We start from the raw sequence: 25877 nt of genomic DNA, 5'->3' as shown, positions 1-25877 counted from the left end.
TTTGAGCGGGGTATCGCGGAACATCAGCCCCAGCTGGGCATCCACAAACGCAGTCGCCAGGCCTCATAGGGAATCGTCTGTCCGGTCCAGACCGGCCAGAAGAACGCCGAAACCAGCACCACCAAAGCCAAAAAAGCAGTCACACCGATGAGCCCGGTTCGACGTCGGGCCACGGAAGCACCCACCCCACCCAGGGCCAGGGCGAGCACGAAGGTGAGCGACAGGATCATGAATGGTTCGAAAGTGATCGTGTAGAAGAAGAACATGGTGCGTTGCGAATAGAGGAACCACGGGCCGAATCCGGCGAGTATGCCCGCCAAAATGGCCCCCGTCCGCCAATCGCGGCGTCCCGCCCAAAACAACAGCACGACCAGGAGGGAGAGGGTCGCGGCCCACCAGAGCACCGGATTGGGAAGATCGGTGACCACCGAGGCGCAGGAACCCACCGGACAACCCGGATCCCCGGCCTCCGATCCGTGGTAATAAAACAGGACGGGCCGGCCGGCGAACAGCCAGGTCCACGGGCCTGACTCCCAGGCATGGGGGGAACTGAGCCCCTGGTGGAACTCGTAGGCGCTGCGGTGGTACTCCCACAGTGAGCGAAGCGGGGCAGGCAGCCATCCCACCCCTTCACCGGGATGATCCGCAGCCCAGGTGCGGTCGTAGCCGCCCGCCGTGAGAAACCAGCCGGCCCAGGTCGAGATATACGTGGCAACGGTCAACGGGATGATGAGGAAGAACGCGGGGATGCCGTCGCGGATGATCCCTGCCGTCAACCAGCGGCGGATTCCCACCGTCCGTCGTGCCTGCATATCCCAGAGCACCGTTAGCAGGCAGAAGACCGCCACGAAGGAGAGCATCGACCATTTCACGCCCAGGCCGCCGCCGAGCATCAGGGCGAAAACCAACCGCCACGGCCGCCAGACCATCCACGGGCCGAACTCCAGGAAGGATCGTGGGGGAACACCGGTTTGCGGGTCAACCGCTGCTGAGACTTTTCTGGCGAGGATCCTGCGTCCGTGGGAGCGGTCCACCAGAAGGGCGTAGAAGGCGGCGACGATGAAGAACATTTGAAAAATGTCCAATAAGGAGGTCCGTGACAGGACCAACTGGTGGCCGTCGACGGCACTCAGGCCGCCGGCCACTGCACCGAGGGTGATCGAGTTGAATAAACGCTGGGCGATGAGAGTGACCAACAGGACGGCCAGCGTTCCCACGATGGCCGCGGAGAAACGCCATCCCATCCCGCTGTCGGTACCGAACAGGAGCATCCCCACGGCAATCATCCATTTGCCCAAGGGCGGATGGACCACGTATTCGGGGCTGTCCAAGGGGGCAGGTGTGCCGTCAAGGAACGCGGGATTGGGGTCGTCCGGCCACTCCATCTCATGCCCGTGGGAGAGCAGCGTGAAGGCGTCCTTGACGTAATACGTCTCGTCGAAAGTCAGGGCGTGGGGCTGATCCAGGTTCACCAAACGCATGAGAGCAGCAATGAGGGTGATGACCAGCGGGACCATCCAACTCAGCCGGCTCACCGGGGCGACGACGCCCTGCAACCTCTCCGTCAGGGCCCGGTAGGTGAACGCCGACCGCGGGGTCTGGACCCAGACGGGGCGGGACGATTTCAGGGCGCTCACGGGACAACTCTACCGGCGCTGCCGACGGTAGGCTGGCGGGGTGAATAATGATCCTGCAGACCCCGTGTCCGACACCCCGGAACCCGCGCCCTCAGCCCAGCCCCGGGTAGAGGGGGCGAACGGGCAGATCGTGCTGGCTGCCACCCCGATCGGGAACCTGGGGGATGCCTCTCCGCGGTTGATCGAGTTGATGACCGGCGCCGATGTCATTGCCGCGGAGGACACCCGGAGATTCCACCATCTGGCCCAGGCCCTGGGATTGCGGATCCCCGGCCGGGTGATCAGCTACCACGAGCACAACGAGGGCGTGAAGACCGCAGAATTGCTGGACCTGGCCCGCCAGGGGCTGACCGTGTTGATGGTCTCCGACGCCGGTATGCCTGCCGTCTCCGATCCCGGGTTCCGGCTGGTCGAGGCGGCCGGCGCCGAGGGCCTGCTGGTGACCGCAGTGCCGGGACCCTCCGCCGTGTTGACCGCGTTGGCCCTCTCCGGGCTGCCGACCGATCGCTTCACCTTCGAAGGCTTCCTTCCCCGTAAGCCGGGGGAGCGGGCTGGACGGCTGGCCGAACTTCAGAAGGAACGCCGCACGATGGTCTTCTTCGAAGCCCCCCACCGGCTGGCCCCCATGCTGCGGGCCCTGGCCGACGCCTTCGGTCAGGACCGGAGGGCAGCGGTTGCCCGGGAACTGACCAAAATGTATGAGGAGGTGAAACGCGGTTCCCTGCTGGAACTCCTCGAATGGGCCGAAGGACAGGTGCGGGGGGAAATCGCCGTCGTCGTTTCCGGGGCGGCCGAAGACGCGCCCTCCCGTGCCGTGGACCATGTTTCCTCCGTGCAGGAGCTCGAACGGGGTGGTCTGCGGCTCAAGGACGCGGTCGCCGCCATTGCCGAACGGGAGCGGATCTCCAAACGCGAACTCTACGCGGCGGTCCTTGAAGCCCGCCGCTAGGTGCGTGGGTCGGTAGTGGTTTGATGCCGGCCGGCGTTTCGTTGGAATATCACTCAGGGGATCGAGGCGGAATGATCCAGCTTGTGAGTCCGGCCGGTCATGGTCGCGGGCGTTCCCATGGTGCCGTTTTCAGCGCCTAATCAAGGGCTCCGGAAGCGCCTGCGTGGCCCCTGCCTACCGGTCAGGTGGCCGGATTGGCCCGGTATCCGTGCAGTTTCATCAGATTGTGGCAGGCTGCGATCAGCTTCCACTCACTGGCGGCCTGCTCCAAACCTCGCAACAGGACGTGCTTGCCCTGGCGGGTGTGGATCTGCCCGAAGACCGGTTCCACGATGGCCTTGCGCCTGGCGTAGGCCTTCCTGCCCGGGATGGTCTTCAGCTTACGCGCCATCCGTTCGCCGACGGTTGCGTTGGCGGGGATCCTGCCCCGGGGTGCCTCCGGGATCGGGGTGGAGTGCTTTATGCGCCGGGTGGAGATCAGGAACTCGGTGCCGTGTCCCTCTTGCAGGTTGCGGGCGTGTTCGAGGTTCGCCTTCGAGCAATACCCGGCATCGGCGAGCAACTGCCTGGGCATCGCCCCCAGGTTCTCCGACACCTGTTCGGCCATCGGTGCCAGCTGTCCGTAGTCGTTGGCCGCCTGGTTCATCTCGGCGGCGACGATGACCTGGTGGCCGGCATCGACCACGGCCTGGCCGTTGTAGCAGTAGTGGTAGGACCCGTCGGCGGTCTTCATGATCCGTGCATCCGGATCCGTGAAGTTTCGCTGCGCCGTCGGCTTCGGCACCGTCCTTTCGGCGGCTTTGGCCCCGGCCCCGGTGATGTCGTCATCGTCGTCCCCACGATCCCTCGCCTTCGCTTCCGCGTCGTCACGGGCCTTCTGGGCGGCTTCGGCCTCGATCGATTCCCTCGCGACCTGCATCGCTGCGGCCCGGCGTTCGCGGTTCGCCAGCTCCGCGGGCAGCTCGTCGCCGCGCTTCCCGACCCCGAATCGGGCATCCTCCTGCTCATCCACGGTCTTCGCTTCGGCCATCAGGTCGCTGATCTCATCGGCAAGGACCTTCTGCTTGGTCGTCAGCCTCGCGTAGGACATGGCCTTGTGCCGGGAGGCATTGGCCCGGACCTTCGTCCCGTCCAAGGCGACTTGGCCCAGCTTGAGCATCCCCGCGGCCCGGCAGAGTTCCAGGGCCTGCAGGAACACGTTCGCCAACGCGGCCAGGTGGCGTTCGCGGAAGCGACCAATCGAGCGGAAATCCGGGGCCTGCTGGGCGGCCAACCAGCGGAAGGCCACCACATCGGTGCAGGCCTTCTCCAACTCACGCGAGGACCTCACCCCGACGCAGTAGCCGTAGAGCACGATGCGCAGCATCAATCGCGGCTCGTAGGGCGGCTGGCCCTTGGCATTGCGATAGGAATCATAGAACCGGTCCAGATCCAGCTCATGGTCCACGAGCTCGGCGATGAACCGCGCCAGGTGGTTGGCCGGCAACCACTCATCCAACGAAGGCGGCACCAGCATCACCGCGTTCGGCTCGAACGCCTTGAATCGCTTGCGGGCCCCGCCGTTGGCATCCATCCGGTCATCGACAGCAGGCTCAATCCGCTCGACGAGGGACTCATCGAACAAGCCATCAGGGCCGGGAGAACTGGTATCCATACCCCCAATTCTCCCAGCCGCCGGGTAGAAGGACCGGCTATTGCATCGGCGTTTTAAAGTTCGGGCGCCGCATTACTGACCCACGCACCTAGCCCCGGGCGGATGCACAACCACATGGGGTGGTCATGATGCATCCCTGCATTTACAGCCGGGAGGACCTCTGGCTAACGTGAGGTCTGATAGAACCCCATCCACCCTGACGCGGGAGAGACCACCGATGACCATCACCCCCGAGCGCGAAGCCGAACTGCTCGCCTCCGTTCCCACCGGCCTGCTGATCAACGGGGAATGGCGCGATGCCTCCGACGGTGGAACCTTCGACGTCCAGGACCCGGCCACCGGAAAGGTCCTGGCCACCCTGGCTTCGGCGACCAGCGAGGATGCCATGGCAGCGCTCGACGCCGCCGATGCGGCACAGGACTCCTGGGCCCGCACCCCGGCCCGCGACCGCGCAGAAATCCTGCGGCGGGCCTTCGATCTGGTGCAGGAACGTGCCGAGGATTTCGCCCTGTTGATGACCCTGGAAATGGGCAAGCCGCTGGCTGAATCCCGGGGCGAGGTCACCTACGGTTCCGAGTTCCTGCGCTGGTTCTCCGAGGAAGCAGTGCGCGACTACGGCCGCTATGTGACGACCCCCGAGGGCAAAAACAAGATCCTCGTGCAGCGCAAACCGGTGGGCCCCTGCCTGCTGATCACCCCCTGGAACTTCCCGCTGGCGATGGCCACCCGCAAAGTCGGCCCGGCCGTCGCGGCCGGCTGCACGATGGTGCTCAAGCCGGCGAAACTCACACCGCTGACCAGCCAGCTTTTCGCCGCCACGATGCTGGAGGCCGGGCTGCCGGCAGGAGTGTTGAACGTGACCAGCTCGAAATCGGCGTCGGGCATCTCCGGACCTCTCATGCAGGACCCGCGGCTGCGCAAGGTCTCCTTCACTGGTTCGACGCCGGTGGGCAAGCAGTTGCTCAAGGACGCCGCCGACAACGTGCTGCGCACCTCCATGGAACTGGGTGGCAACGCCCCGTTCATCGTGTTCGCCGACGCCGACCTGGACCGGGCCGTCGAAGGGGCCATGGCCGCGAAGATGCGCAATATGGGTGAGGCCTGCACCGCTGCCAACCGTTTCTTGGTCCAGGCGCCGGTGGCCGAAGAATTCACCCGCAAATTCGCCGATGCCATGGGGGCGCTCACCCTGGGACGAGGCACCGAGGACTCCACGAAGGTTGGCCCACTGATCGACGGTGGCGCCCGTGACGATGTGCATTCGCTGGTCACCGCAGCGCTCGACGCCGGCGCCGAGGCGCTGACCGGTGGACGAGCCCGCGAGGGTGCCGGCTACTTCTACGAGCCGACCGTGCTGGCCAACGTTCCCCACGATGCGGCGATCCTGGGCAGCGAGATCTTCGGCCCCGTGGCCCCGGTGACCACCTTCGAAACCGAAGAGGAAGCCATCAAGCTGGCCAACTCCACCGAATACGGGTTGGCCTCCTACGTCTACTCCCAAGACGTCAATCGCATGTTCCGTGTCTCCGAGCAGATCGAGTTCGGACTGGTGGGCTTCAACGCCGGCGTGATCTCCAACGCCGCGGCCCCCTTCGGCGGGGTCAAGCAGTCGGGCATGGGCCGTGAAGGTGGCTCCGAAGGTCTCAACGAGTACACGAGCGCCCAGTACATCGGCATCGCCGACCCGTACGCCGTCTAACGTCTGAGCAACGAGGCGGGCCAGGCCCGGGCCAGGAATTGACGTCCGGGGCTGGCCGCGTCGGAGAAGCCTTGCTCGATATCGGTCAGGGCTGCATCCAACGCCTCGTCCAGGGCCAGCTCCCGGCTGGCCCGGGGACGGTGGATGCCGCTGGCCGGGCCGCGCGGGACCAACTGGCGGCGCGGTTGTGCGTCGAGGGAAAAACTCGCCCGCTCGAAGGCTTCCCGAAGCCGTTGCACCTCGGGTGCGGCATCGGGCAGATGATCCTGCAGCCGGCTCGCGTAGGCGGCGTCGGTCTCCTGGGGGTCTTGGGCCAGCCCATAGTCCCGCCCCAAGGCCAGGAGTTCTTCCCACGCGCTGGCCACGGCATCGCGCCAATCGGTGGCCCGGTGGATGCTGCGGATCCGGCGGGAGCGTTGCCACCGCCGGATCCCCAACGGGCCGAAGAGCCCCAGCAACACCACCATCGCCAGCAGGGCCGGCATCACCGCTGAGATCCCGTCGTCGTTCCCGGAGCTCTGGGCTCCTGCAGCGGGCGGGGTGGACGGTTCGGCGCTTGGATTCGCGTCGGGGATGGTTCTGGCGCGGGTCGGATCGGTATCCGGTGCCTGTGAGGGGGCGGGCCCGCCGGCCGGGCTATCGCTGGCATAGGACGGGGTGGTCCCGCGGCCGGGGGTGGGCTCGAAGGGGACCCACCCGAGGTCGGGGAAGAAGAGTTCGGGCCAGGCATGGGCGCTGCTGGGGCTCAAATCGTAGCCGGACCACTGTTTTCCGTCCGAGCCCAGCGCCTGCGCCCCATTGCTCCGGCCCGGCGCGTAGCCCACAACAATCCGGCTGGGAACGCCCAAGGTGCGGGCCATCAGGGCCATGGCCGCGGAATAGTGGGTGCAGTAGCCGCTCTTCTGCTCCAGGAACGCCGCCACCACGCCGACCCCGTTGCCGTCGTACCCCTGTTCCAGCGGTGTCTGTTCCGAATAGGTGTAGTCGACGCTGCGCAGTTCTTCCTGCAGCGCGACGGCCTCCTCGTAGGCGGTGGTGGCGTGGGCCTTCCGGGTGATCTGGCGGGCCGTATCAGGAATGATCTTCGGCAGATTCCGGGGAAGATCCGTAGAGGTTTTGGGCAGCCGGTCGGTAGCAGACCCCGGGTCCCGGGCCAGGCGGGCGGAGCTGGCCTCCAAGGCGGCGGCATCGATCACCGGTACCTGCGAGGTCACCGTGTAGTCCAGCTTCCTGCTGCTGGCCTCGGCCTGGGAGAACATGGTGTCGGTCCCACCGTTATACCCCCATTCCTGGGCCAGCCCCGTCACCGAGGCCGCCTCGCGGGGCATCGGCAGCCACGGGCTCTGGTAGTTCCCCGTCACCACCCGGGTATGGACGGTCCGGGTGCGCGGCACGCTCTGCGCCGGGAAGCCGTCGGGCGAGGGGGCCAGGTTTTCGGCGCTATGGTCCCGCCCGACCTCAAGATCCGAAGGCTCCCACCGTTTGGCCCCCAGATCGGAGATGACCGCGGTGCGCAGGTAGAGCGGTTCGGAGGAGTCCGTGTAATAGGTCAATGTGGTCACGCCCAGGCGGTCACGCAGATTCACACCCAGATTCAACACCGGGTTCACCCCACTGGGTTTACCGAACAGGTAGAGCCGCTGGCCCTGCGGCATGAGCCCCTGGGAGAAACCGGGCAGGGCGAGGGGCACCACGAGCATCAGGGTGAGCGCAGCCGCGGCGATGAGAACGCCCTGACGCAGCACGCCGGTGCGCAGCGCAGCCCCGGGGGACGTGGCACGACGCTCCAGCCGGGCTCCGGCGAGCACCACCAGGTAGCCGATGGCTGTCAGCCCCACATGCAGCAGGCCGGCCCCATCGGTTTTGACGAGGGAGGAGATGACGAGGAAAACCGAGAGCGGCAGCGCGCTCAGTGCCGGGACCCGCAGGCCGACGACCAGCAGGTACACCATCAGGGCCGTCAGCCCGGCGGCCAGGCAGATGAAAAAGATGATGGGGTCCTCGGACAACACGGGCTGGGCCTGGACGAGGACGGCATCCCTGGCCTGCGGGTAGAAGTCCAGGGCCCGGCGCACGCTTTCGGCGGTGGGGATCACCCCGAGCACAGCAGTGGAGGGGAAGAACTGCAGGGTGAGCATGAGGATCAGCCCGGCCACCGAGGCGGTGAAGCTCAGCCCGGCAGAAAGACCCCGAATCCGCACCAGGGTTCCCGCGGCGAGGGTTCCGGCGACGGTGACGGTGGCCTGATCGAACCACAGCCGGCCGTCGATGACCCCCCAAAGTCCACTGACCGGGGCCACGACGGCCACCAGCAGCGCGGTGAAGAGCAGCCACTGGGTTCCGCGGTTCCGCCGCGCTGGTTTCCGTCCGGCCGGTGTCCGGCGGGTAACGGCCGGGGCGCTCATCCCGGCCCCCGGGCGCCGGTGCGCCGCTCCTGGGCAGACAGTTCCAGCCAGGCCTGCGCCAACTCGGTCTTCGCATCCACGGGTACTGCCGTCCAGCCAGCGGCACGGAAGACCCGTGTGCCGGCCGCCGTAGCGGTGGGGCGACTGGCCACCAGGAACACCATGACCTTCCGGTGGGTTCCCATGCGGTCTACCCAGGACTGTGCCTGGTCCCCGGTGGGAGCACCGGTGAACAGCAGGAGGGGACCCTGCCCACCGCGGGGGAAGAAGCCCAGGGGATCGGCGGCTGATTCCTGGCGGCGGGGTGCCGGCTTCAAACCCACCGAGGCCAAGGACAGTTGAAGATCCTCGGCAGCGTGCGGGCCGCTGAACAGTCCGGGGTCGGGACCTGAGGACCCCGGTGCAGCGCCGGTCAATGGGCTGCCGGTCTCGTCCAGGATCTCCAGGTCGTAGCCCTGTTCAGCCAGGTGGGCTCCCACGGAAATCACCGCCTGGATGTTCCAGTCGAAGCACGGGGTGGTGGTTCCGGGGGCCTGGAGGAAGTTCGGGATCGGGGTCGGGGCATCGGAACCGACATAACTGCCCTGATAGGGCTGTGGTCGCGCGTCCACCACGAGCGTGGCTCGGGGGGTGCGTTGGAACTGTTCTTGCCGGACCATCAACGTGTTGTGCCGGGCCGTCGCCGGCCAATGCACCCGCCGCAACGAGTCCCCCTCCCGGTATTCGCGGGTCATCACGTCGTCGTTCTCGGGGGTGGCCTGATGGTGTGAGGTGGCCGTTCCGCGGGTGCCGGTGCTGCCCACGACTCCGGTGATGGGCAGGGGGAGGACCGCAGGCACCACGGTCAGCGGTGTCGGGCGGTCCACGGCGATGGGACGCATGGCCAGCCCGAAGGGGTCCGAAAGCTGCACCCGGAGCGGGCCGATCGCGTAGACACCACGATGGGTGGGCCGCAGCCGATATCGGTACGCGGTCCTCTTCCCTGCCGTGGCATCGCCCGGACCGGGGTCATCGGAGGAGAACGACGGCGTTTTGCCGAAGTCCTTCGGGAGTTCATCGTTCAGGACCGTCCCCGCAGGCAAAGGGGAGGCATGGCCCAGCGACAACGTCACCGTGGTGGAACCGCCGGTGGTGACCGGGTCGGGGCCAAAACTGCGGCGGACCTTCACCCGCGTTTCCCCCCAGGCGAGGGCAGCTGCCGAGAGGAGGGGTACGGCCAACAGGAAGATCGAGATATTGACCAGCTCGCGCCGGCCGAGAAACCAAGCCAGAAGCAGGACGACGGCTCCAGCGACGACGAGGGCCCCACCGCGGGGCGTCAGGAACCAGAGCCGCAGGCGGACCCGCAGTGGTTCACGGCCGGTGCGTCCGGGCCCGATTGCGCTGTCCACCCTCTGCCGTCCAGGTCAGCTACGCGCCGAGGTCCGGACCGGGACCTGGGCCAGCAGCGATTCAACGAGGTCCTGCACGGTGGTCCCGGCGATCTCCGCCTTGCGATGGAGCACGAGCCGGTGACCGAGCACCGAGGGGCAATTGGCGACCACGTCGTCGGGCAGCACGAAATCTCGACCGTTCAGGGCCGCCTCCGCCTTGGAAGCACGCAGCAGCTGGAGCAAGGCCCGCGGGCTGGCCCCGAGACGGATCTCCGGGTGGGCGCGGGTTGCCTGGCCCAAGGCCACAATATATTCCTGCACGGCATCCGCCACATGGACGGCTTTGACGATGTCGATCAGCGAGAGCAAGGTGGCCTGGTCCACGACGGGGCTGACCCGTAGCAGGGGCGAATCGGACTGGTGGTTGCGCAACATGGACAGTTCGGCCTCCGTATCCGGGTACCCCATGGACACCCGGGCCATGAACCGGTCGCGTTGGGCCTCGGGGAGCGGGAAGGTGCCTTCGAGCTCGATCGGGTTCTGCGTCGCGACGACCATGAAGGGGGCGCTCAGCTGATAGGTCGACCCGTCGACGGTGACCTGGTGCTCCTCCATGCACTCCAGCAGCGCGGACTGTGTTTTCGCCGATGCCCTGTTGATTTCGTCCCCGATGACCAGGTTCGCGAAGACCGGACCCCTGCGGAATTCGAAGCCGTGGGAGTCCTGGTTGTAGATGGAGACACCGGTGACGTCCGAAGGGAGCAGGTCGGGGGTGAATTGGATGCGGTTCACACTGGCGGCCACGGAGCGGGCCAGGGTTTTGGCGAGCAGGGTCTTGCCCACACCGGGAACATCCTCGAGCAGCAGATGCCCTTGGGCCAGCAGGACCCGCAACGCCGTGCGGGCTACCTCCGGTTTCCCGTCGATCACCGTACCGATGGCCTCCAGAATCCGGGTCGTGACGACGCCGAACTCTTCAGCGGAGGGCAACGGGAGTTCCGTGGTTGTCGACACTGCGTCTACTCCCTGGTGTTTTGGGTGGTGATGAGGTCCGTGCCCCTTCAGCCTACCCACCCACGGGGTGATGTGGGTCACGGGCGCTGGAATCGGGTTTCGCCGGCCGTACTGGGCGATCCACTGCGGCGGTAGCCTAGATATGCGGTCCACCCGCCGGAATTTTCCGTCCCCGTTCCAGGAGTCCCTGCATGTGCCCTTCCCCCCGACCGGATGACTCTTCCCGCCTCGAGGCAGGCGCCGAGCCTCTCGCCCTGCCCGGAGAGACTCCGCTGGCCTACCGGGCCACCGGCGGGGACCCGGCGGCTGGCGCCGGATCGGCAGGCGGCCCCCGTCGCGATGCGAAGGCTGCCAACGGCAGCAAACGCGATACCTCCTACCCGCCGGCTCCCGAACCGTTGGCCGTTCCCGTGATGGATAACCACACGCACCTGGATTTCGGTGACGGCGGGGTGACGGTCACGGTGGCACAGGCGCTCGATACCGCCAACGCGGTCGGGGTCTCGGGGATCATCCAGGTCGGTTGCGATGTCGAGTCCTCCCGTTTCGCTGTCCAAGCAGCCCATGCAGACCCCCGCGTGCTGGCCGCCGTGGCCATCCACCCCAATGATGCCTCCCGGCTGGCCGAGCGGGGGGAACTGGGGAGCGCGCTCGCCGAGATCGACCGGCTGGCCGGTGACCCGCGGGTGCGCGCCGTGGGGGAGACCGGGTTGGATTATTTCCGGACCGGGGAGGAGGGCCGGCCGGCCCAGCAGGAATCCTTCAGGGCCCACCTGGAGATGGCCGTCCGTCACGGCCAGGCAGTGCAGATCCATGACCGTGAGGCGCATGCGGATATCGTCCGGATCCTGGGGCAGGTCCCGGTGCCCGATACCGTCGTCTTCCACTGTTTCTCCGGTGATGCCGAACTGGCGAGGATCTGCAACGCCCACGGCTGGTACATGTCCTTCTCCGGAACCGTGACGTTCAAGAACTCCGGTGACCTGCGCGAGGCGCTGGCCATCGCCGACCCCTCGCTGGTTCTGGTGGAAACCGATGCCCCGTTCTTGACTCCGCACCCCTACCGTGGTCGCCCCAATGCCAGCTACCTGATCCCCTATACCGTGCGTTCCATGGCCGATACCCTGCAGACCGACGTCGATGGGCTCAGCGAGCGGATCGCGCAGAACACGACGGCGGCCTACGGCAACTGGTAGTCGTTCCCCGACGACGCCGGCATAAGTCACGAGCCGGTCACCGTCGGAAGGCGATGATCACGAAGTGGGAGCGGAAAAACCGCGGAAAACCGCAGAATCTAGCCGTTCAACGGTGTTGAGCTTGTCACAAGATAACGAACCGGTTACGGTAGTCAACAGAGTAGCCGGGATCGGGGAAGGTCTTCGGGGCTCAAGCACCAGTACAGACCAACGTTTGGACGTTCCGTTCGTACGCCCAAACGGCTCCTGCCGGTGTGTGAACCGCTGCAAGACAGCCCGGGGCCGGACCCTTGGATCACTCCAAGGGCCTCCCGTCCCGGCGCTCTCCCCGTGCCCGGAAGAAGACAAAGACTGGAAATCCGTGCAGAAAGCCTTCAAGAACCGCTGGGTCAAGACCGGCGCCCAGGCGGTTGCCTTGACCGCGTTGATCCTCGGCCTCGTCTCCTTCGTCGGAGCCAATAAGACGGTTGCCGTGACCGTCGACGGCGAAACCCAGAGCGTCCAAGCCTACGGTGGCACGGTGGGGGAGATGCTGGCCTCCGCCGACATCACGGTCGACTCCGCAGACGTGGTCTCTCCCGGGGTCGACGCCGCAGTGGCCGATGGTGACGCCATCACGGTGAAACGGAATAAGACGGTGGATGTGTCCATCGATGGGGTGGACCGCGTGGTGCATACCACCGGCCTGACCGTCGCCGATGTGCTCGCCCAGCTGAAGGTCGGCGACGCCGCCGATGTCTCCAACGGACCTCAGCTCGAGCTTGCTTCGCTGAGTACCCCGCTGCAGATCAGCACGGTGAAGACCCTGAAGCTGAAGGCCGACGGCACAACGCGGAGCATCAAGACTACCGAGGGGACGGTCGGGGAGGCCCTGAAGAGCGAGGGCGTGAAGAACGGGAGCGCCGACGAACTCTCCGTCGCCGCAGCCACCGAACTCACGGACGGCCTGAAGGTGAAGCTCGTGAGGGTGAAGACCTCGACCACCACCGAGACCAAGACCGTGGCCCACGGCGTGGAGAAGACCAAGGATGCCGACGTGGCTCTGGGCAAGACCAAAACCGTCACTCCCGGCAAGGATGGCGAGCGGACGCTGACCTATGCCGTCACCACCCGCGACGGCAAGGAAGACTCCCGCAAGCTGACCAGCAATAAGGTCACCACCAAGCCGGTGGACGCGGAAGTCGCTCTGGGCACCAAAAAGCCCGAGAAGAAGGAAACGCCCCAGAAGAAGGAAGCGGAAAAGAAGAAGGCCGAACCGGAGAAGAAGGACGAGAAGGCTTCCACCGCTGGAACCACGGCCTCGGCCGGAGGAGTTTCCGCCAACTGGAAGGCATTGGCCAAATGCGAGTCAGGTGGCAACTGGTCGATCAACACCGGCAACGGCTATTACGGTGGCCTGCAGTTCAACCAGAGCAGCTGGATCGGTGCCGGCGGCGGAAAATACGCTGCCCTGCCGCATCAGGCCACCCCGGCCCAGCAGGTTGCCGTGGCTGAGAAGCTGCGCGCCAACGGTGGCTGGGGCCACTGGCCGGCCTGCTCCTCCAAGCTCGGCCTGCGCTAGATCGACGAGCCGATCCACCACGGATCCCACGTGACTGAAGGGCCCCGCACTGCGGGGCCCTTCAGTGTTTCGCAGCGCGGATGTGGAGACAGAACGCAGAGCCTGCGACCTCAACTAGGATTGAACTCGTGACTGACGACTCCCAGAACCCCCACACCGCCTCCGGGCAGGACCCCGAGCAGACCCCCCGGGGGAATCCGGAGACACCGCGACTACTCGGCGCCACCGATATTCGCCGACTTGCCGCGGAGCTGGACGTCCGGCCGACCAAGACGCTGGGCCAGAACTTCGTCATCGACGGCAATACCATCCGACGGATCGTGTCCGCGGCGCGGATCGACCCGGAGGAAACCGTCTTGGAAGTCGGCCCCGGACTGGGTTCCCTGACCCTGGGGCTGCTCGACGCCGCCCAACGGGTTGTTGCCGTGGAAATCGACCCCAAACTGGCCGAACGCCTGCCCCGAACCATCAACGAATTCCGTCCGGCCCTGTCTTCCAACCTTGACGTCGTCCTGGGGGATGCTATGCGGGTCACCGAGCTGCCGCACGAGCCCACCTCGCTGGTCGCCAACCTGCCCTATAACGTGGCCGTTCCCGTGGTCCTGCACCTGCTCGAACACTTTCCCAGCCTGCGGCACGGACTGGTCATGGTCCAGGACGAAGTGGCCGACAGGCTCTGCGCGGGGCCCGGAAACAAGACGTACGGCATCCCCAGCCTCAAGGCCGCCTGGTACGGCACGATGCGCAAGGCGGGGGTCATCGGGATGAACGTGTTCTGGCCGGCGCCGAAAATCTCCTCGGGCCTGGTCTCCTTCGAACGCCATGAACCACCGCAGACCACGGCCAGCCGCTCAGAGGTCTTTTCCGCCATCGACGCGGCCTTCGCCCAACGCCGTAAGACCTTGCGGGCCGCACTGGCTGGTTGGGCCGGGGGAGCGGACGCCGCCGAACGGGCGCTCCGTGGCGCAGGGGTGGACCCGCAAGCCCGCGGGGAACGGCTCGTCATCGAAGATTTCGCCCGTATCGCCGAGGCACGGAACCTGGCCGGGCACGATCATGGGGTCGGGGCATGAGCCAGACCGTCGTGGCCCGCGCCCCCGGGAAGATCAACATCTACTTCCGGGTCGGGGCCCCCCGGGAGGACGGGTACCACCCGGTGGCCAGCCTGTATCTGGCGGTCTCGCTCTTTGAGGATGTGGCCGCCACGGCTCGCGATGACGGACTCATCACCGTCGGACTGAGTGAGGACTCCACCGCTGTGGAGGACCCGGAGTCCTTCCCGCTGGGGGAGGACAATCTCGTCATCCGTGCCGCGCGCCTGCTGGCCGAACATACCGGCTCCGAGGCAGGGGTCCACCTGGAGATCACCAAGCGGGTGCCGATCGCCGGTGGCATGGGCGGGGGATCGGCGGATGCCGCGGCGGCCCTGGTGGCCTGCAACGGCCTGTGGGGAACCGGACTGAACCGTGAGGAACTCGGACGGCTCGGGGCCCGGCTCGGTGCCGACGTGCCCTTCGCCCTCTCGGGAGGTGCCGCCGTCGGACTGGGCGTCGGCGACGAACTTTCACCCCTGCTATTGCGCAGCCGCACCGACTGGGTCCTGGCCCTGGCCAGCTACGGTTTGTCGACCCCCGCGGTGTACCAACAACTGGATATCCTGCGCGGCGAAGAAGCCATCGAGGAGCCCCGGGCCGTGGACCCACAGGTGGTCCAGGCACTCGTCGCCCACGATCTGGTGTTATTGCCCGGCCTCTTGGACAACGACCTCACCAGTGCCGCGGTCCACCTGGCACCCGAGCTGACGGCGGTCATGGACATGGGCCGCCAGGCCGGGGCCCTGACGGCCCTCGTCTCCGGATCCGGACCCACGATCGCCTTGCTGGCGCAGGACCAGGCACATGCTGACGAACTAGCGACCGTGCTGATCGACGAAGCAGGCATCGACACGCAGACCGTGCACGGCCCGGTCCACGGAGCCCAGATCATCTGACGCCGACGCAGCGGGCCCTCCACCGGGCCCACCGGCTACCCTCAAACCCCACCGACGAAGGAACATATTACTTTGGCACATCTGCTCGGCGCGGAGAACGTCTCCGTCGCCTTCGCCACCCGCACCATCTTGGACGGGGTCACCCTCGGCCTGGAACAAGGCGACCGCATCGGCATGGTCGGGCGCAACGGTGACGGCAAATCAACGCTCATGCGTCTACTGGCCCGACGCCAGGACCCGGACTCCGGACGGGTGACCCAGCGCAGCGACGCCCAGGTCGGGTACCTCGACCAGCAGGATGTCTTGGACGGCGACCTCGAAGTCGGTCAGGCGATCGTCGGCGACGCCGCCGCCCACGAATGGGCTTCGAACCCGAAGATCCGCGAGATCATGGGGGGTTTGGTCGGGGAAGTCGACTGGAATGCCCGGGTCTGTGATCTCTCCGGCGGGCAGCGCCGCCGTGTGGCCCTGGCGAAACTGCTGATCGGCGACGATGACGTCATCATGCTCGACGAACCGACCAACCACCTCGACGTCGAAGGGGTCGCCTGGCTGGCCGATCACCTCAAACGTCGCTGGCGCGCGAACCAAGGGGCCCTGCTGGTCATCACCCACGACCGCTGGTTCCTCGACGAGATCAGCACCCGCACCTGGGAAGTGCACGACGGGATCGTGGAGGCCTTCGACGGCGGATACGCCGCCTACGTCCTCGCCCGCGCCGAACGCGACAGGTCCGCAGCCGTGACCGAAGGCAAGCGCCAGCAACTGGTCAAGAAGGAATTGGCCTGGTTGCGTCGCGGCGCTCCGGCGCGCACGGCGAAACCGAAGTTCAGGATCGATGCGGCCAACGCGATCATCGCCGATGTCCCGCAACCGCGCGACACCGTCGCCCTGTCCAAAATGGCGACGGCCCGTCTGGGCAAGGACGTCCTGGACCTGGAACATGTCTCGCTGACATACGACGGCGGTGCTCCACTGTTCAAAAATGTCACCCTGCGGTTGGCTCCCGGGGAACGGTTGGGCATCGTGGGGGTCAACGGGGCAGGCAAGTCGACGCTGCTGCGTCTGCTCAACGGCGAGGTCGAACCCACCGAAGGCCGCATCAAACGCGGCAAGACCGTTCAGACGGCCGTGCTGACCCAGGAAGTCACCGAACTCAATGAACTCTCCAACCGGCGCGTCATCGAAGTGATTCAGGACGAGAAGAACGTCTTCAGCATCGGAGGCCGGGAGGTCTCCGCAGGGCAGCTGATCGAGCAGCTCGGTTTCACCCAGGAAAAGCAGTGGACCCCGGTCCGTGACCTCTCAGGTGGTGAACGACGACGGTTGCAACTGCTCAGACTCTTGGTGGGCGAACCCAATGTGTTGATGCTTGACGAACCGACCAACGATCTGGACACCGATACGCTGGCCGCCGTCGAGGACCTCTTGGACTCCTGGCCGGGAACCCTCGTGGTGGTCAGCCACGACCGCTACCTCCTCGAGCGCGTCACCGACCACCAGGTGGCGTTGCTGGGCGACGGACAGATCCGCGACCTGCCCGGCGGCGTCGAACAGTACTTGGAATTGCGCTCCGGGGCCGGAACCGGCGGAGCCACCACCGGGCCGGCAGCCCCCGAGGCCGCAGGAAAAGGTGCGGCTGCCTCCGGTGCAGAGGTCAGCGAGGCCGAGAAACGTGAGGCCCGCAAAGAAATCAACAGGATCGACAGGAAACTCGCCAAACTTTCGGCGCAGGAGGAACGCCTCCACGCGAAGATGGCCACGGCTTCTGCGGGCATGGACATCGATGGCCTTTCGGCACTGAACGCCGAGCTTAAGGAACTGCAGTCCGAGCATGAGGCCCTCGAAGAGGCCTGGCTGGAAGCTGCCGAAGTCGCCGGACAGTAGCTGCTCGGGTTTATGGCAGAATAGTTAACCGTGTTCCCCCTGCGGGACATGATCCGCCCTGGTGTAATGGCAGCACCCCAGCCTTTGGAGCTGTGGAGTATAGGTTCGAATCCTATGGGCGGAACCCCTCGAAAAAGCGTCATACAGAAGTTCATCTCCCGCTGCCCCATCGCGCCGTTCTGAGGCAGGGCTTAGGATGGTTTTGATGGCCCGCGCCAGCCGCCCGGCCATCAGTCGTTCCGGGGGAAGGCGGTCAACAGTGCACACTCAGTGGCACAGCCTGGGGACGCGTGGGCACTCGTGGTGGTTGGAATCGGACGCATTGTGGATCACCGACGTGGCGCGCAGGGCCGCCGCTGGTAACGGAGTGCTGCTCTACGGCGAACCCGGTGCCGGGCAAGACGAGCTGGCCAGCGAAGTCGTCCAGCGGATCGGAGCCGGAAATGGGCAGGTGGAGCTTTCCTGCCCGCCCGACGTTGAAACCGGTCAGCAACTCGAACGGTTGGTCAACGAACCGCCAGCACCAGGGCTCGTTCTCTTCATTGCGGACCTCTCGGCCTTCGACGGTCCAGAGGTCGAACTGGTCTCCCGTCTGGTCATCCGCCACGGGGCAGTCGTCGTCGCGGTCAGTGCCGACCCGCAAGGGGCCCCGGACGCACCCCTGTCCCGTTACCTGAGGTTGGATCGCGCCCGGGTGCTTGACCTGTCGTTGAACCGCGCCACGGAGTACCTCCAGAGGGGGCTCGGTGGGTCGCTGAGTGGACCAGCGGCCTATGCCATCTGGAATAGTGGCGCCGGAAATCGGTCGATGATGCGCATGATTTCCGCTGACTGGATCGAGATGGGGTACTTGGTCCAGGAGGATGGGGTCTGGGTCATTCGAAGTACAGATTTCCCGGCCGGTCCCCGGCTCGTGAGGCACTGGAAGCAACGACTGGCCCGGTTCGGCGTCAACGTCCGTCAGGTGTTCGAACTGCTGGCACTTGCGCATGAACTTCCGCTGAGCGTCGTACTGGAAATCGGTGGAAACGCCGTGGACACGGTCCATGAACTGGGGTATTTGCGCTTGGACGAGTCTGCGGGCCGTGATGCGAGTTTGAGGGGAACCGTTAATTCCGCTGCGATTGCCGATCAAGTTCCACCGGGACGGAGCCGAGAGTTGCTAGACCGCGTCACCGATTACGTTGACGGACTGGGCATCATGCGGCCAGTCGGCCTCATTGCTTGGCGGTTACGCTGCGGACTGCCAGTTCATCCTGCCCGATTGCTAGAGGGAGCGGAGCACCGGCTGCATTCCTTCACTCCCACACAGGCCATCGACCTCTTGACGATGAGCCGGCCGGATGAAGTACCAGAACGTGCGGCTGGTGTCCGTATCGGGGCACTTCTCGCTGCTGGATATTTTGTGGACAGTGGATCGTTGGCGGTACTTCTGGGAGAGGGGGGCCCGGCGGACACGCGGGGAGCAGCACTGCGGGCTCTTTCGCCTGAAACAGCTACGGCCATGCAACTGATCAGGGCGACGTGGGACGGTGACTTCCGGCAGCTGCTGGAACAGACTGATCGACCAAAATTACCCGAGGGAGTCATGTGGCTCTGGCAGGAAATGGTCCACGAAGCCCAGGTGATGACCGGTGACGTTTCAGCGGGCCGCCAGGCCCAACGAGGGCTCTTGCGGTTGCTGGAACAGACAGACACCGCACCGTTCCTCGTCCAACGGTGCCGGTTGGCGCTTTTCGATTTGGAGTTGGTGACGGGCGAATGGGGTCGGGCGGTAGGGACCCTGTCCAGTGGGTGGGACTCGGATTCGATGGGCACGGGGCAAGAGGGGAGAGGCTCGCTCTATGCGGCCCTCGCGGAGGCGATGACCGGACGTTTTGATGACTCGCTCGAACACCTGGACCGCGAAATACCGCAGCTCAAGGTCCTGGGACGCTTCGATATCCTCCCCTTGGCACATTCTGTCCGGGCCTTTGCCTGGGCCAAGTCCGGCAACCGGCCGGAAGCGCTGAGGGCTTTGGCCGCCGTGGAACAGCAGCCGATCGCAGGTGCTGGCGGTATCTGGCGGATCCGTTGGGCCGGCGGCTTCTTCTGGGCCCACGCAATGGCCCTGGTCGGGCGGGTCGAAGAGGCCACTGAGTGGCTGATGGCCTTCGCTGCCCGGGACCGCGAACTAGGTAATGTCTCACAAGAACTGATGGCTCTCTCCGCTGCCCTGCAATGGGGGCATGCTCCCGCCATGGAGCTTCTAGAGGAAGCAGCTGAACGGGCCGACGGCAGATTTGCCGAGGCCTGCACGTGGACTGTTCGTGGCCTGCGGACCGCTGACCCGCGAGAGCTTGAATACGGCGCATTGCTGTTGCGCTCCCTGGGCCACTATCTGTTGGCGGACTTCGTGCAGGAAGAACTTGAAAGGCTGAACGGCCCCTGCCCGGAGCAGAACGGGCTCCCGGCGGTGGTTGCTCCCCACCGCGACCAGCCGCTATCGGCCAGCGAGGTGGTGAGTGAGTCAGCATGGGCAAGCCTGACCCCACGTCAGCGGGCGATCGTCGACTACGTACTTATAGACGACAGTAACGGGGAGATAGCCCACAAATTGGGGTTGTCCGTACGCACTATCGAGAGCCACCTCTATTTGGCCTACGCGAAGCTGAACGTAGCCAACCGTGCGGAACTACGCGGAATCGTCAACCGACAGCCTACCGAGTCGCGGAATGTGACTCCGCACACTTAAGTACGAATACATAAAGATGAGTGATGGATTGCGCTATCCACTGATGTAACTGTCGGGGCGGAGCCCTATGGTGAGTTTTGAAGGCCCCGTCCGCATGGTCGAACGGGCTGAACAAGAGGCACCACACTGGGGGCGGTAGAGCAAGTGCAGGTTTTTGCGAAGACATCACCGGAAGCCGACGGCGTTTCCACCGGAGTACAAGCCGCAGGGGCACAGCCCGTGGCGAAGAACTTGAATTTTGAGACTCGGGACGAACCTATTGCTGCCATCCGAGCCGGGCTTAGTGACACGGGTCTCGGGGGCTTGGTGATCGTCGGACCGGCCGGAAGTGGACGTCGTGCTGTCTTTGACGAAGCACTCGCCTCACTTGATCCGAACCCGTTCGTTGTTCACCTCACGGGCAGCCCCTACGTTGCCCAGATGCGTCATGGTGTCATTTCTTTCGTTCTGTCCCAGCTCGAATCCGGAACATTTTCCACTCGCCACGAACTCGTCCACGGTTTGGCCGATCTCCTATGCCCCGAAGGCCGGCGGAGCGTGGTCACGCTCGGAAACCCGGAACAGGTTGATCCCGACTCCGCCGCGATCCTGGCCCAGCTAGCAGCCATGAAGAAGATTTGGCTGGTGGCCGTTTGCGAACAACTGGTGGAACTCCCCGCTGACCTCTTGGCGATGCACCGCTCCGGGCAGCTGCAGCGAGTTACGGTCCGCAGCATGGACGTACGCCACACCCGCAGATTCCTTGAAGGTGAGTTGGGCGGCCCGATTTCAACGTTTGCTGCGGCGGCGTTATGGCACCTCACCAGCAGTAACCGGGACGTTTTGCGCCCGTTGGTTCGCGATCTGGTGGGTGCAGGGAAACTGCGGCTGCAGTCGGGCTGCTGGGTCCTCGCCCACGGTGGCCTCCGCATGGGGCCGTCGTTGCGGGCGCAGGCGACTCGTTGGATGTCAGGGTTGGACCAGAAGCAGCGGAAGGTCCTCGATCTTCTCGCGCTGGGGGGGCCCGCGACATCCGGGGATCTGCGAGACGGTGGCCTGGAGGAGCAAATCGTTGGATTGCGGGCCCGTGGTTTGGTGACGGTCGGCGAACTCCCCGTGGGCCAGGTCAAGTTGCGCATTCCGCTTCTGGGGCATTATTTGCGGGAAGGCATGGACGACGGGCAGCGTCCCGAGATCGAAACACTCCTGACGCGGGTACACCGTGACCCGCAGGTCGCACGTATTCTTACCGAGGTCACCGCGATGCGAGAACTGGGCAACTTCGAGGCGCTCGTCGCAGTCGTCGAGGAATATGATCATCACGGAGGAGCGACGAGTGAAGCCTGGTTGGTGGACGGATACCGGCAGATGCGAATTCTGGATCAGACCATCGATGCGCTGGTCGTCCTCGGCTGGCACGGCCGCGCCAGCGCACGCCTTGCCCTCGCACAGGAGGAAATCTCCGCCGCTCTGCTGAACGTCCCCCGGGACGAAGAGCTGTTGCGCGCACGCCAAACGCTGCGGATTATGAGGGCACAGATGGCACTGGTCGAAGGCCGTCCCACTGCGGTGGAGGGCATCCTCGGTGGAGTAATTCCGGCCCAAGTTAGCGCTGATGAACGTCCCGGTTCCGACGGTGGAGGGCCGCTGGACACACTGTGGGCTAGCGAAGCACTCCATTTCCGGGCGATGTCTGTCCAAGCTGAGGCTTGGGCCATGACCTCTCGACAAACCGAAGCATTGCGCATGGTGCAGCGGATCCGTGCCGACATGGATGGATTGGGCACCACGGGAATTCTGGATCAGGTGATCAGCGAAGCGGACTGTGCCGCCATCGAATTGGCGGGGTTGAGGGTTCAACTCTTATCAGGGCAGTGGAATGAATGTGCTCGTGGTGCCCGGGCGCTGGCCAAAGGACGATATGCCGATCCGCGTGCCATCGCCTACGCCGATATCGTTCTTGGAATTCTTGGTGCGTTGGCGGCAGAAACGGGGTCGGCACTGGGAGTGCTCCTGCCCGCCCAGCAGCAGCTGGACGTCGACGCCGAATCGACTGAGCGCGCGGTTGTCGAAGCGGCAGTGGCCTACTGCCTGACCGAGCAAGGCCGAGGAGACGAAGCCGTGGAATTACTCCTCAACGCCCCATCGGTCCTTGAACGCATGCTTCCCATGAATTTTTTCTCGTGGGCTGCAGAGGTCCTTTCCTCGCTGGCTCTGGCCGGCGTAGGATCGCCACACTCCGCAAGACGGCGTGTATTGACCTTGGTGGAGAGAGCCGAAAAGGCCGGTAGCGAGGGGCTGGTCATCTACTCCCTCGTCGTGGCCCTGCGTCTGGGGGAAAACGACGTGGCACCCCGGCTCAAGAAACTTGCCGCGGAGCACCCTGGGGACGGCTTCCGTTCCTACGGACGATTGGCCAGAGGAATGATGGAGGCCGACTCCTCGGAATTGTGTGAGGCACTCGAGGAGCTCTCCGAGCTCGGTGAGACCTTGCACGCAGGGGACGCCTCCAACAGTTTCGTCGACGCGATGAGCCCGAAGGATCGACGACGGGTGGCCGCTGCGCGGTCCAGATCTCAGCAGGGGGATGGACATGGACCGTCAACGGGTGCGGTTCCGCTGCAGGAAGTGACCGATGAGCCAGCATGGCTGGGCGAACTGACTAAACGGGAGGCGCAAATCGCCTTGCGCGTGGTTTCCGGGATGTCCAACGCAGAAATTGCCCGACAGAGTGGGGTTTCGGTACGCACCGTCGAAGGGCACCTTTACCAAGTATATTCCAAACTCCAGGTCCGCAATCGGCAGGAACTCGCTGGCCTCGACCGTGCTAGCCGGTTCCCGGTGGGCGCCCGATGAGCCCGGGTTCACAGCCCAGGTCCGCTGCTTCACCCGAGTATGCCGAGCTGGTCGACATCCTGACTCGGGGCGGGGCCGGGGGGGCCATTGTTCTCGGGGGCCCCGGCATGGGAAAAACCAGTCTGGTCCAGGCGGCCATGGCGCGGCCGGGGATCGCGCCTCCGGTGTTGCGGTTGCATTGCAGCACGACCCTGACTTCCGTGCCCTACGGGGCCTTGTCGCCGTACCTGAGCTCGCTGGAACGAGTGGAGGATCCGGTACAGGTACTGCGCGAAATCAGCACGATCGTCGGCAACGCCCGTACCGAGAAAACACCGCCGACGGTCCTCGTGGAGGACGCCCAGTTCCTGGATCCGGAATCCTCTTTCGTACTGTCCATGCTGGTGGAGAACTCAGCCATCAAACTCATTGCCATCGGTGCCGGTCGCATCGACGGAGAATCGACACTCTTTTCCCTGACTGACTCGGGTCTGCTCTCAACGATCGTGGTCCAGCCATTGGAAGTGGAAGGGATTCGGCGTCTGGCGCAGGCACTGACCGGGGGACGACTGACCGAGGGCACCTTGCAGGTGATTCGCTCCATGACTGGAGGAAATGCCAGCCTCGTGAGGGCCTTCGTCCAATCGTGCCTCAGCCAAGGGGTGCTGGTGCGCGACGAAGGGTCAGCAGGAGGGGAGTTATGGGTCCTCGCCCGGTTATCGCCGGAAACTGATGATGCCCTCGTTGAAGTGGTTCGCGATATTCATTCTTTTCTGCCGGAGAGCCAGCAGCGGATCCTTGAATTGTTGGCGTTGGGAGGTCCACAATCCCGGGCCCTCCTCGTGGCCTGTGAGGGCAGCGACTACCGACACTTGCTCGAATCCGGCGTCCTGACCGTCCAACGCGATGGGATGATCCGTTTCGGGGCAGAAATACATGGCCTCGTCCTGCGTCACCTCGTGGCTCCCGGCCGCAGTGCCAAACTCCATGCCGTCTGGGATACCCACCGACGGGAGCTACAACCGGATTTGAACCCTGAGCAGGTGCTCTGGAGCTTGGAAGTGCGGGCTGAGGTCCCTTCGGCTGAGGTTTTGGAAGCAGTGGAGACCGCGAACGACGAGTTGGACTACCCGCTGGCGTGGAAGCTGTGCTCGATCTCGGGCGTTGGCACTGCCTCGGACCGTGGAGCGCTGGCTGAATGTCGCACGCTGTTGGGGCTGGGACGGTTCTACTCCGCACGAGCCAAGCTTGGGCAGTTGACGCGGAGCACTGCGGACACGCTCATCGGACAGAGAGCGCTGACGATGTTGAGATTGGCTTTAATCCGGCAGGGGGGAGACGACACCGAGACGGTGCATCTGCCGGAACAATGGAGGGCCGGGACGCGAGAGCTGGAGAATCGTGCTGAATTCACTCTCATCCAGGAAGAATATGCCCGAACGACCGAGGTCGTTGAACTGTGGAGGGCAGCCCAGGAAGCCCGATCGGGTGAAAGTCTGAGAGCCCAAGCCGAGCGGATATTGGACCAACCTCGCCTGTCGTCAGAAAACCGGACCGTCGCCCTCTTGGTCCTCTCCGACCTCTACTCGGTGGAAGGGAAGACCGATACGGCGCTCGGATTCGCGCGCCAAGCCATGGCAGAGCTGGATCAGAATGCCGCATTGAATGGGAACTATCAACTGCATGTGCTGTTGCGCATCGGATGGAACTTGGTCTTCTCGGGCCGCTACGCCGAAGCGGAGGAGTTCGTGTCCCAGCGGGCGGGGTCCACGGTCAGGACGCTGCTGCACCGTCGGGGAACCCTTTCCCTGATCCGGGGTATCGCGCAGCTTCTCAAGGGTCAAACCGAACAGGCACGCATCACTTTGGCCGAGGTAAAGGCCGAATTCCGCTTGCGGGAGCCCTCACGGGTGGTCTTGGCGGAAATGTTCCAGGAGCTTGCCCGTGACCGGCGTCTCACCGGGGCGCAATTTGGAGCCGAGCAGCGGCAACCTCCAGGGCCCAGCGGAGCGATGGGACAGGACCCAGCGGAGGCGGATGTCTCACGGCGGATGTTGTACAGGGCGGTCGCCGCGGGTCTAGGGGGACCGGGGCACGAGACGCTCGAAGACTTCCCGCTGATCGCCCGTGAAGTCCTTTTTCTCGCGGAGGAACGCCTCCAGGCCGATCCTGAACCGGAGGCGGATCTCAATGCGCAGCTGGCCGGCCTCGCTCTGGAGATGGAAGGTACACGCGCCCAACTCTTAGGTCGTTTGGCGGCCGCCCACGGGGGCAGCGGAAGCGCCGAAGATTTGCGTGACTTGGCCTGCGATGCGACCCAAGCTCAGGAATATCACGTGGCGGTTGAAGCCATGGCCAAATCAGCCAACCTATATGTCGAGGTGGGGGACAACCGGAATTGTGGCATGGTGCTGCGCGAGCTGACACAGCTTTTGCGGTCACACCAGGTTACTGCTGGCCCTTACGCAGTTCGCGCATTGGCCATGGCCGAACTCACCACGCGTGAAGAGGAGATCGTCGAATTGGCGCGAGGCGGCCGGAATAATGCCGAGATTGCCCGCATCTTGACGGTGTCGCAACGCACCGTCGAAGGGCACCTCTACCGGGTGTTCGCGAAGCTGGGGATCAATGACCGTTCAGAACTGACGGGCCTGCCCTTACTTGCGGGTACTTCGCGAGACTAAAGCGCGTAGTCGTGAGCCGATTATTGGGTACGCGCCACCCGTGTGAGCGCCCCGGACCGTGACTAGGCTTGAGGACAGGAACACGAGGGCAACTCTGCCCCGTGCATCTGCTAGAAACACCGACACTGGACACGATGAGTTCGTTTCGGTGAATCCCCTTGGACGGAGTCGGCGGTTAGTGGGCCTTCGTGGCCCAGCCCCCCAGCGGCCGCCGACTCCTTGAAGTAAGGCCCCGCATCCGTTCCCTGATGGGACGGCTGCGGGGCCGTTTCGTTGTCGA

General features: G+C 65.0%; 15 protein-coding genes and 1 tRNA gene. 11 read left to right on the top strand and 5 right to left on the bottom strand.

Translation table 11 applies throughout. The features are described from left to right. Window positions 1–23 precede the first annotated feature (23 nt). Window positions 24–1637, bottom strand: a complete 1614-nt coding sequence (locus tag AC3ZI9_RS11970; protein ID WP_489923617.1) for a dolichyl-phosphate-mannose--protein mannosyltransferase — start codon at window positions 1635–1637, stop codon at window positions 24–26. A 64-nt stretch (window positions 1638–1701) separates the two neighbouring features. On the opposite strand from AC3ZI9_RS11970, the gene rsmI reads away from it, so the two are divergent. Continuing rightward, entirely contained in the window at window positions 1702–2586 is an 885-nt protein-coding gene (gene rsmI / locus AC3ZI9_RS11965) for a 16S rRNA (cytidine(1402)-2'-O)-methyltransferase (protein ID WP_241895337.1), read from the top strand. A 181-nt stretch (window positions 2587–2767) separates the two neighbouring features. On the opposite strand, the gene AC3ZI9_RS11960 is transcribed toward rsmI, so the two are convergent. After that, on the bottom strand, window positions 2768–4159 hold the full coding sequence (locus tag AC3ZI9_RS11960; protein ID WP_489924034.1) for an IS1182 family transposase: 1392 nt from the start codon (window positions 4157–4159) through the stop codon (window positions 2768–2770). 298 nt (window positions 4160–4457) lie between these two features. Between AC3ZI9_RS11960 and AC3ZI9_RS11955 the strand changes: the two genes are divergently transcribed. Further along, window positions 4458–5939, top strand: a complete 1482-nt coding sequence (locus tag AC3ZI9_RS11955) for an NAD-dependent succinate-semialdehyde dehydrogenase (RefSeq protein WP_441380615.1) — start codon at window positions 4458–4460, stop codon at window positions 5937–5939. Here the strand turns inward: AC3ZI9_RS11955 and AC3ZI9_RS11950 are convergent. Genes AC3ZI9_RS11950 through AC3ZI9_RS11940 form a run of 3 tightly spaced genes read right to left on the bottom strand, consistent with a single transcriptional unit; the run spans window position 5936 to window position 10731 of the window. Next, window positions 5936–8344 (bottom strand): transglutaminase TgpA family protein, encoded by a 2409-nt coding sequence (locus AC3ZI9_RS11950; protein WP_489923616.1) that lies wholly within the window; start codon window positions 8342–8344, stop codon window positions 5936–5938. The genes AC3ZI9_RS11955 and AC3ZI9_RS11950 overlap by 4 nt on opposite strands. Next, complete coding sequence (locus AC3ZI9_RS11945; RefSeq protein WP_489923615.1) at window positions 8341–9735, bottom strand: DUF58 domain-containing protein; 1395 nt, start codon at window positions 9733–9735, stop codon at window positions 8341–8343. Before AC3ZI9_RS11945 ends, AC3ZI9_RS11950 begins: the two co-directional genes overlap by 4 nt. A gap of 15 nt (window positions 9736–9750) precedes the next feature. Then, the gene (locus tag AC3ZI9_RS11940) at window positions 9751–10731 is read right to left on the bottom strand and encodes an AAA family ATPase (RefSeq protein WP_443347553.1); all 981 of its coding nucleotides are present in this window, start codon (window positions 10729–10731) and stop codon (window positions 9751–9753) included. Between the two features lie 191 nt (window positions 10732–10922). Between AC3ZI9_RS11940 and AC3ZI9_RS11935 the strand changes: the two genes are divergently transcribed. From AC3ZI9_RS11935 to AC3ZI9_RS11895, 9 genes are all read left to right on the top strand, one after another. Then, a complete protein-coding gene (locus AC3ZI9_RS11935) occupies window positions 10923–11927 on the top strand; it encodes a TatD family hydrolase (protein ID WP_489923614.1) in 1005 nt (334 codons plus the stop codon). Window positions 11928–12288: 361 nt separating this feature from the next. Continuing rightward, window positions 12289–13488: a resuscitation-promoting factor gene (locus tag AC3ZI9_RS11930; RefSeq protein ID WP_489923613.1), complete on the top strand. Its 1200-nt coding sequence runs from the start codon at window positions 12289–12291 to the stop codon at window positions 13486–13488. A 230-nt stretch (window positions 13489–13718) separates the two neighbouring features. After that, complete coding sequence (gene rsmA, locus AC3ZI9_RS11925) at window positions 13719–14561, top strand: 16S rRNA (adenine(1518)-N(6)/adenine(1519)-N(6))-dimethyltransferase RsmA (RefSeq protein ID WP_241895336.1); 843 nt, start codon at window positions 13719–13721, stop codon at window positions 14559–14561. Further along, the gene (locus tag AC3ZI9_RS11920) at window positions 14558–15478 is read left to right on the top strand and encodes a 4-(cytidine 5'-diphospho)-2-C-methyl-D-erythritol kinase (RefSeq protein ID WP_096223305.1); all 921 of its coding nucleotides are present in this window, start codon (window positions 14558–14560) and stop codon (window positions 15476–15478) included. The genes rsmA and AC3ZI9_RS11920 overlap by 4 nt, the downstream gene beginning before the upstream one ends. Window positions 15479–15550: 72 nt before the next feature. Further along, the gene (locus tag AC3ZI9_RS11915) at window positions 15551–17365 is read left to right on the top strand and encodes an ABC-F family ATP-binding cassette domain-containing protein (RefSeq protein WP_489923612.1); all 1815 of its coding nucleotides are present in this window, start codon (window positions 15551–15553) and stop codon (window positions 17363–17365) included. Window positions 17366–17417: 52 nt separating this feature from the next. Continuing rightward, a tRNA-Gln gene (locus AC3ZI9_RS11910) sits at window positions 17418–17489 on the top strand. A 327-nt stretch (window positions 17490–17816) separates the two neighbouring features. Next, window positions 17817–20099 carry a helix-turn-helix transcriptional regulator gene (locus AC3ZI9_RS11905; RefSeq protein ID WP_489923611.1) on the top strand — a complete coding sequence of 761 codons (2283 nt, stop codon included), beginning with the start codon at window positions 17817–17819 and terminating at the stop codon, window positions 20097–20099. A 219-nt stretch (window positions 20100–20318) separates the two neighbouring features. Further along, window positions 20319–22934 (top strand): helix-turn-helix domain-containing protein, encoded by a 2616-nt coding sequence (locus AC3ZI9_RS11900; protein ID WP_489923610.1) that lies wholly within the window; start codon window positions 20319–20321, stop codon window positions 22932–22934. A gap of 107 nt (window positions 22935–23041) precedes the next feature. Continuing rightward, complete coding sequence (locus tag AC3ZI9_RS11895) at window positions 23042–25597, top strand: LuxR C-terminal-related transcriptional regulator (protein WP_489923609.1); 2556 nt, start codon at window positions 23042–23044, stop codon at window positions 25595–25597. Window positions 25598–25877 lie beyond the last annotated feature (280 nt).

The sequence above is a fragment of the Arthrobacter sp. AOP36-F1-5 genome, from assembly GCF_058137995.1.
Note: the sequence above shows the minus strand (reverse complement) of the source record. Positions and strands in the feature narration are given on the sequence as shown.

Excerpts from the sequence above, each read along its gene's own strand:
- AC3ZI9_RS11955 (WP_441380615.1), top strand. The coding sequence starts at position 4,458 with ATGACCATCACCCCCGAGCGCGAAGCCGAACTGCTCGCCTCCGTTCCC.
- AC3ZI9_RS11920 (WP_096223305.1), top strand. The coding sequence starts at position 14,558 with ATGAGCCAGACCGTCGTGGCCCGCGCCCCCGGGAAGATCAACATCTAC.
- AC3ZI9_RS11960 (WP_489924034.1), bottom strand. The coding sequence starts at position 4,159 with ATGGATGCCAACGGCGGGGCCCGCAAGCGATTCAAGGCGTTCGAGCCG.
- AC3ZI9_RS11935 (WP_489923614.1), top strand. The coding sequence starts at position 10,923 with ATGTGCCCTTCCCCCCGACCGGATGACTCTTCCCGCCTCGAGGCAGGC.
- AC3ZI9_RS11895 (WP_489923609.1), top strand. The coding sequence starts at position 23,042 with ATGGGAAAAACCAGTCTGGTCCAGGCGGCCATGGCGCGGCCGGGGATC.
- AC3ZI9_RS11950 (WP_489923616.1), bottom strand. The coding sequence starts at position 8,344 with ATGAGCGCCCCGGCCGTTACCCGCCGGACACCGGCCGGACGGAAACCA.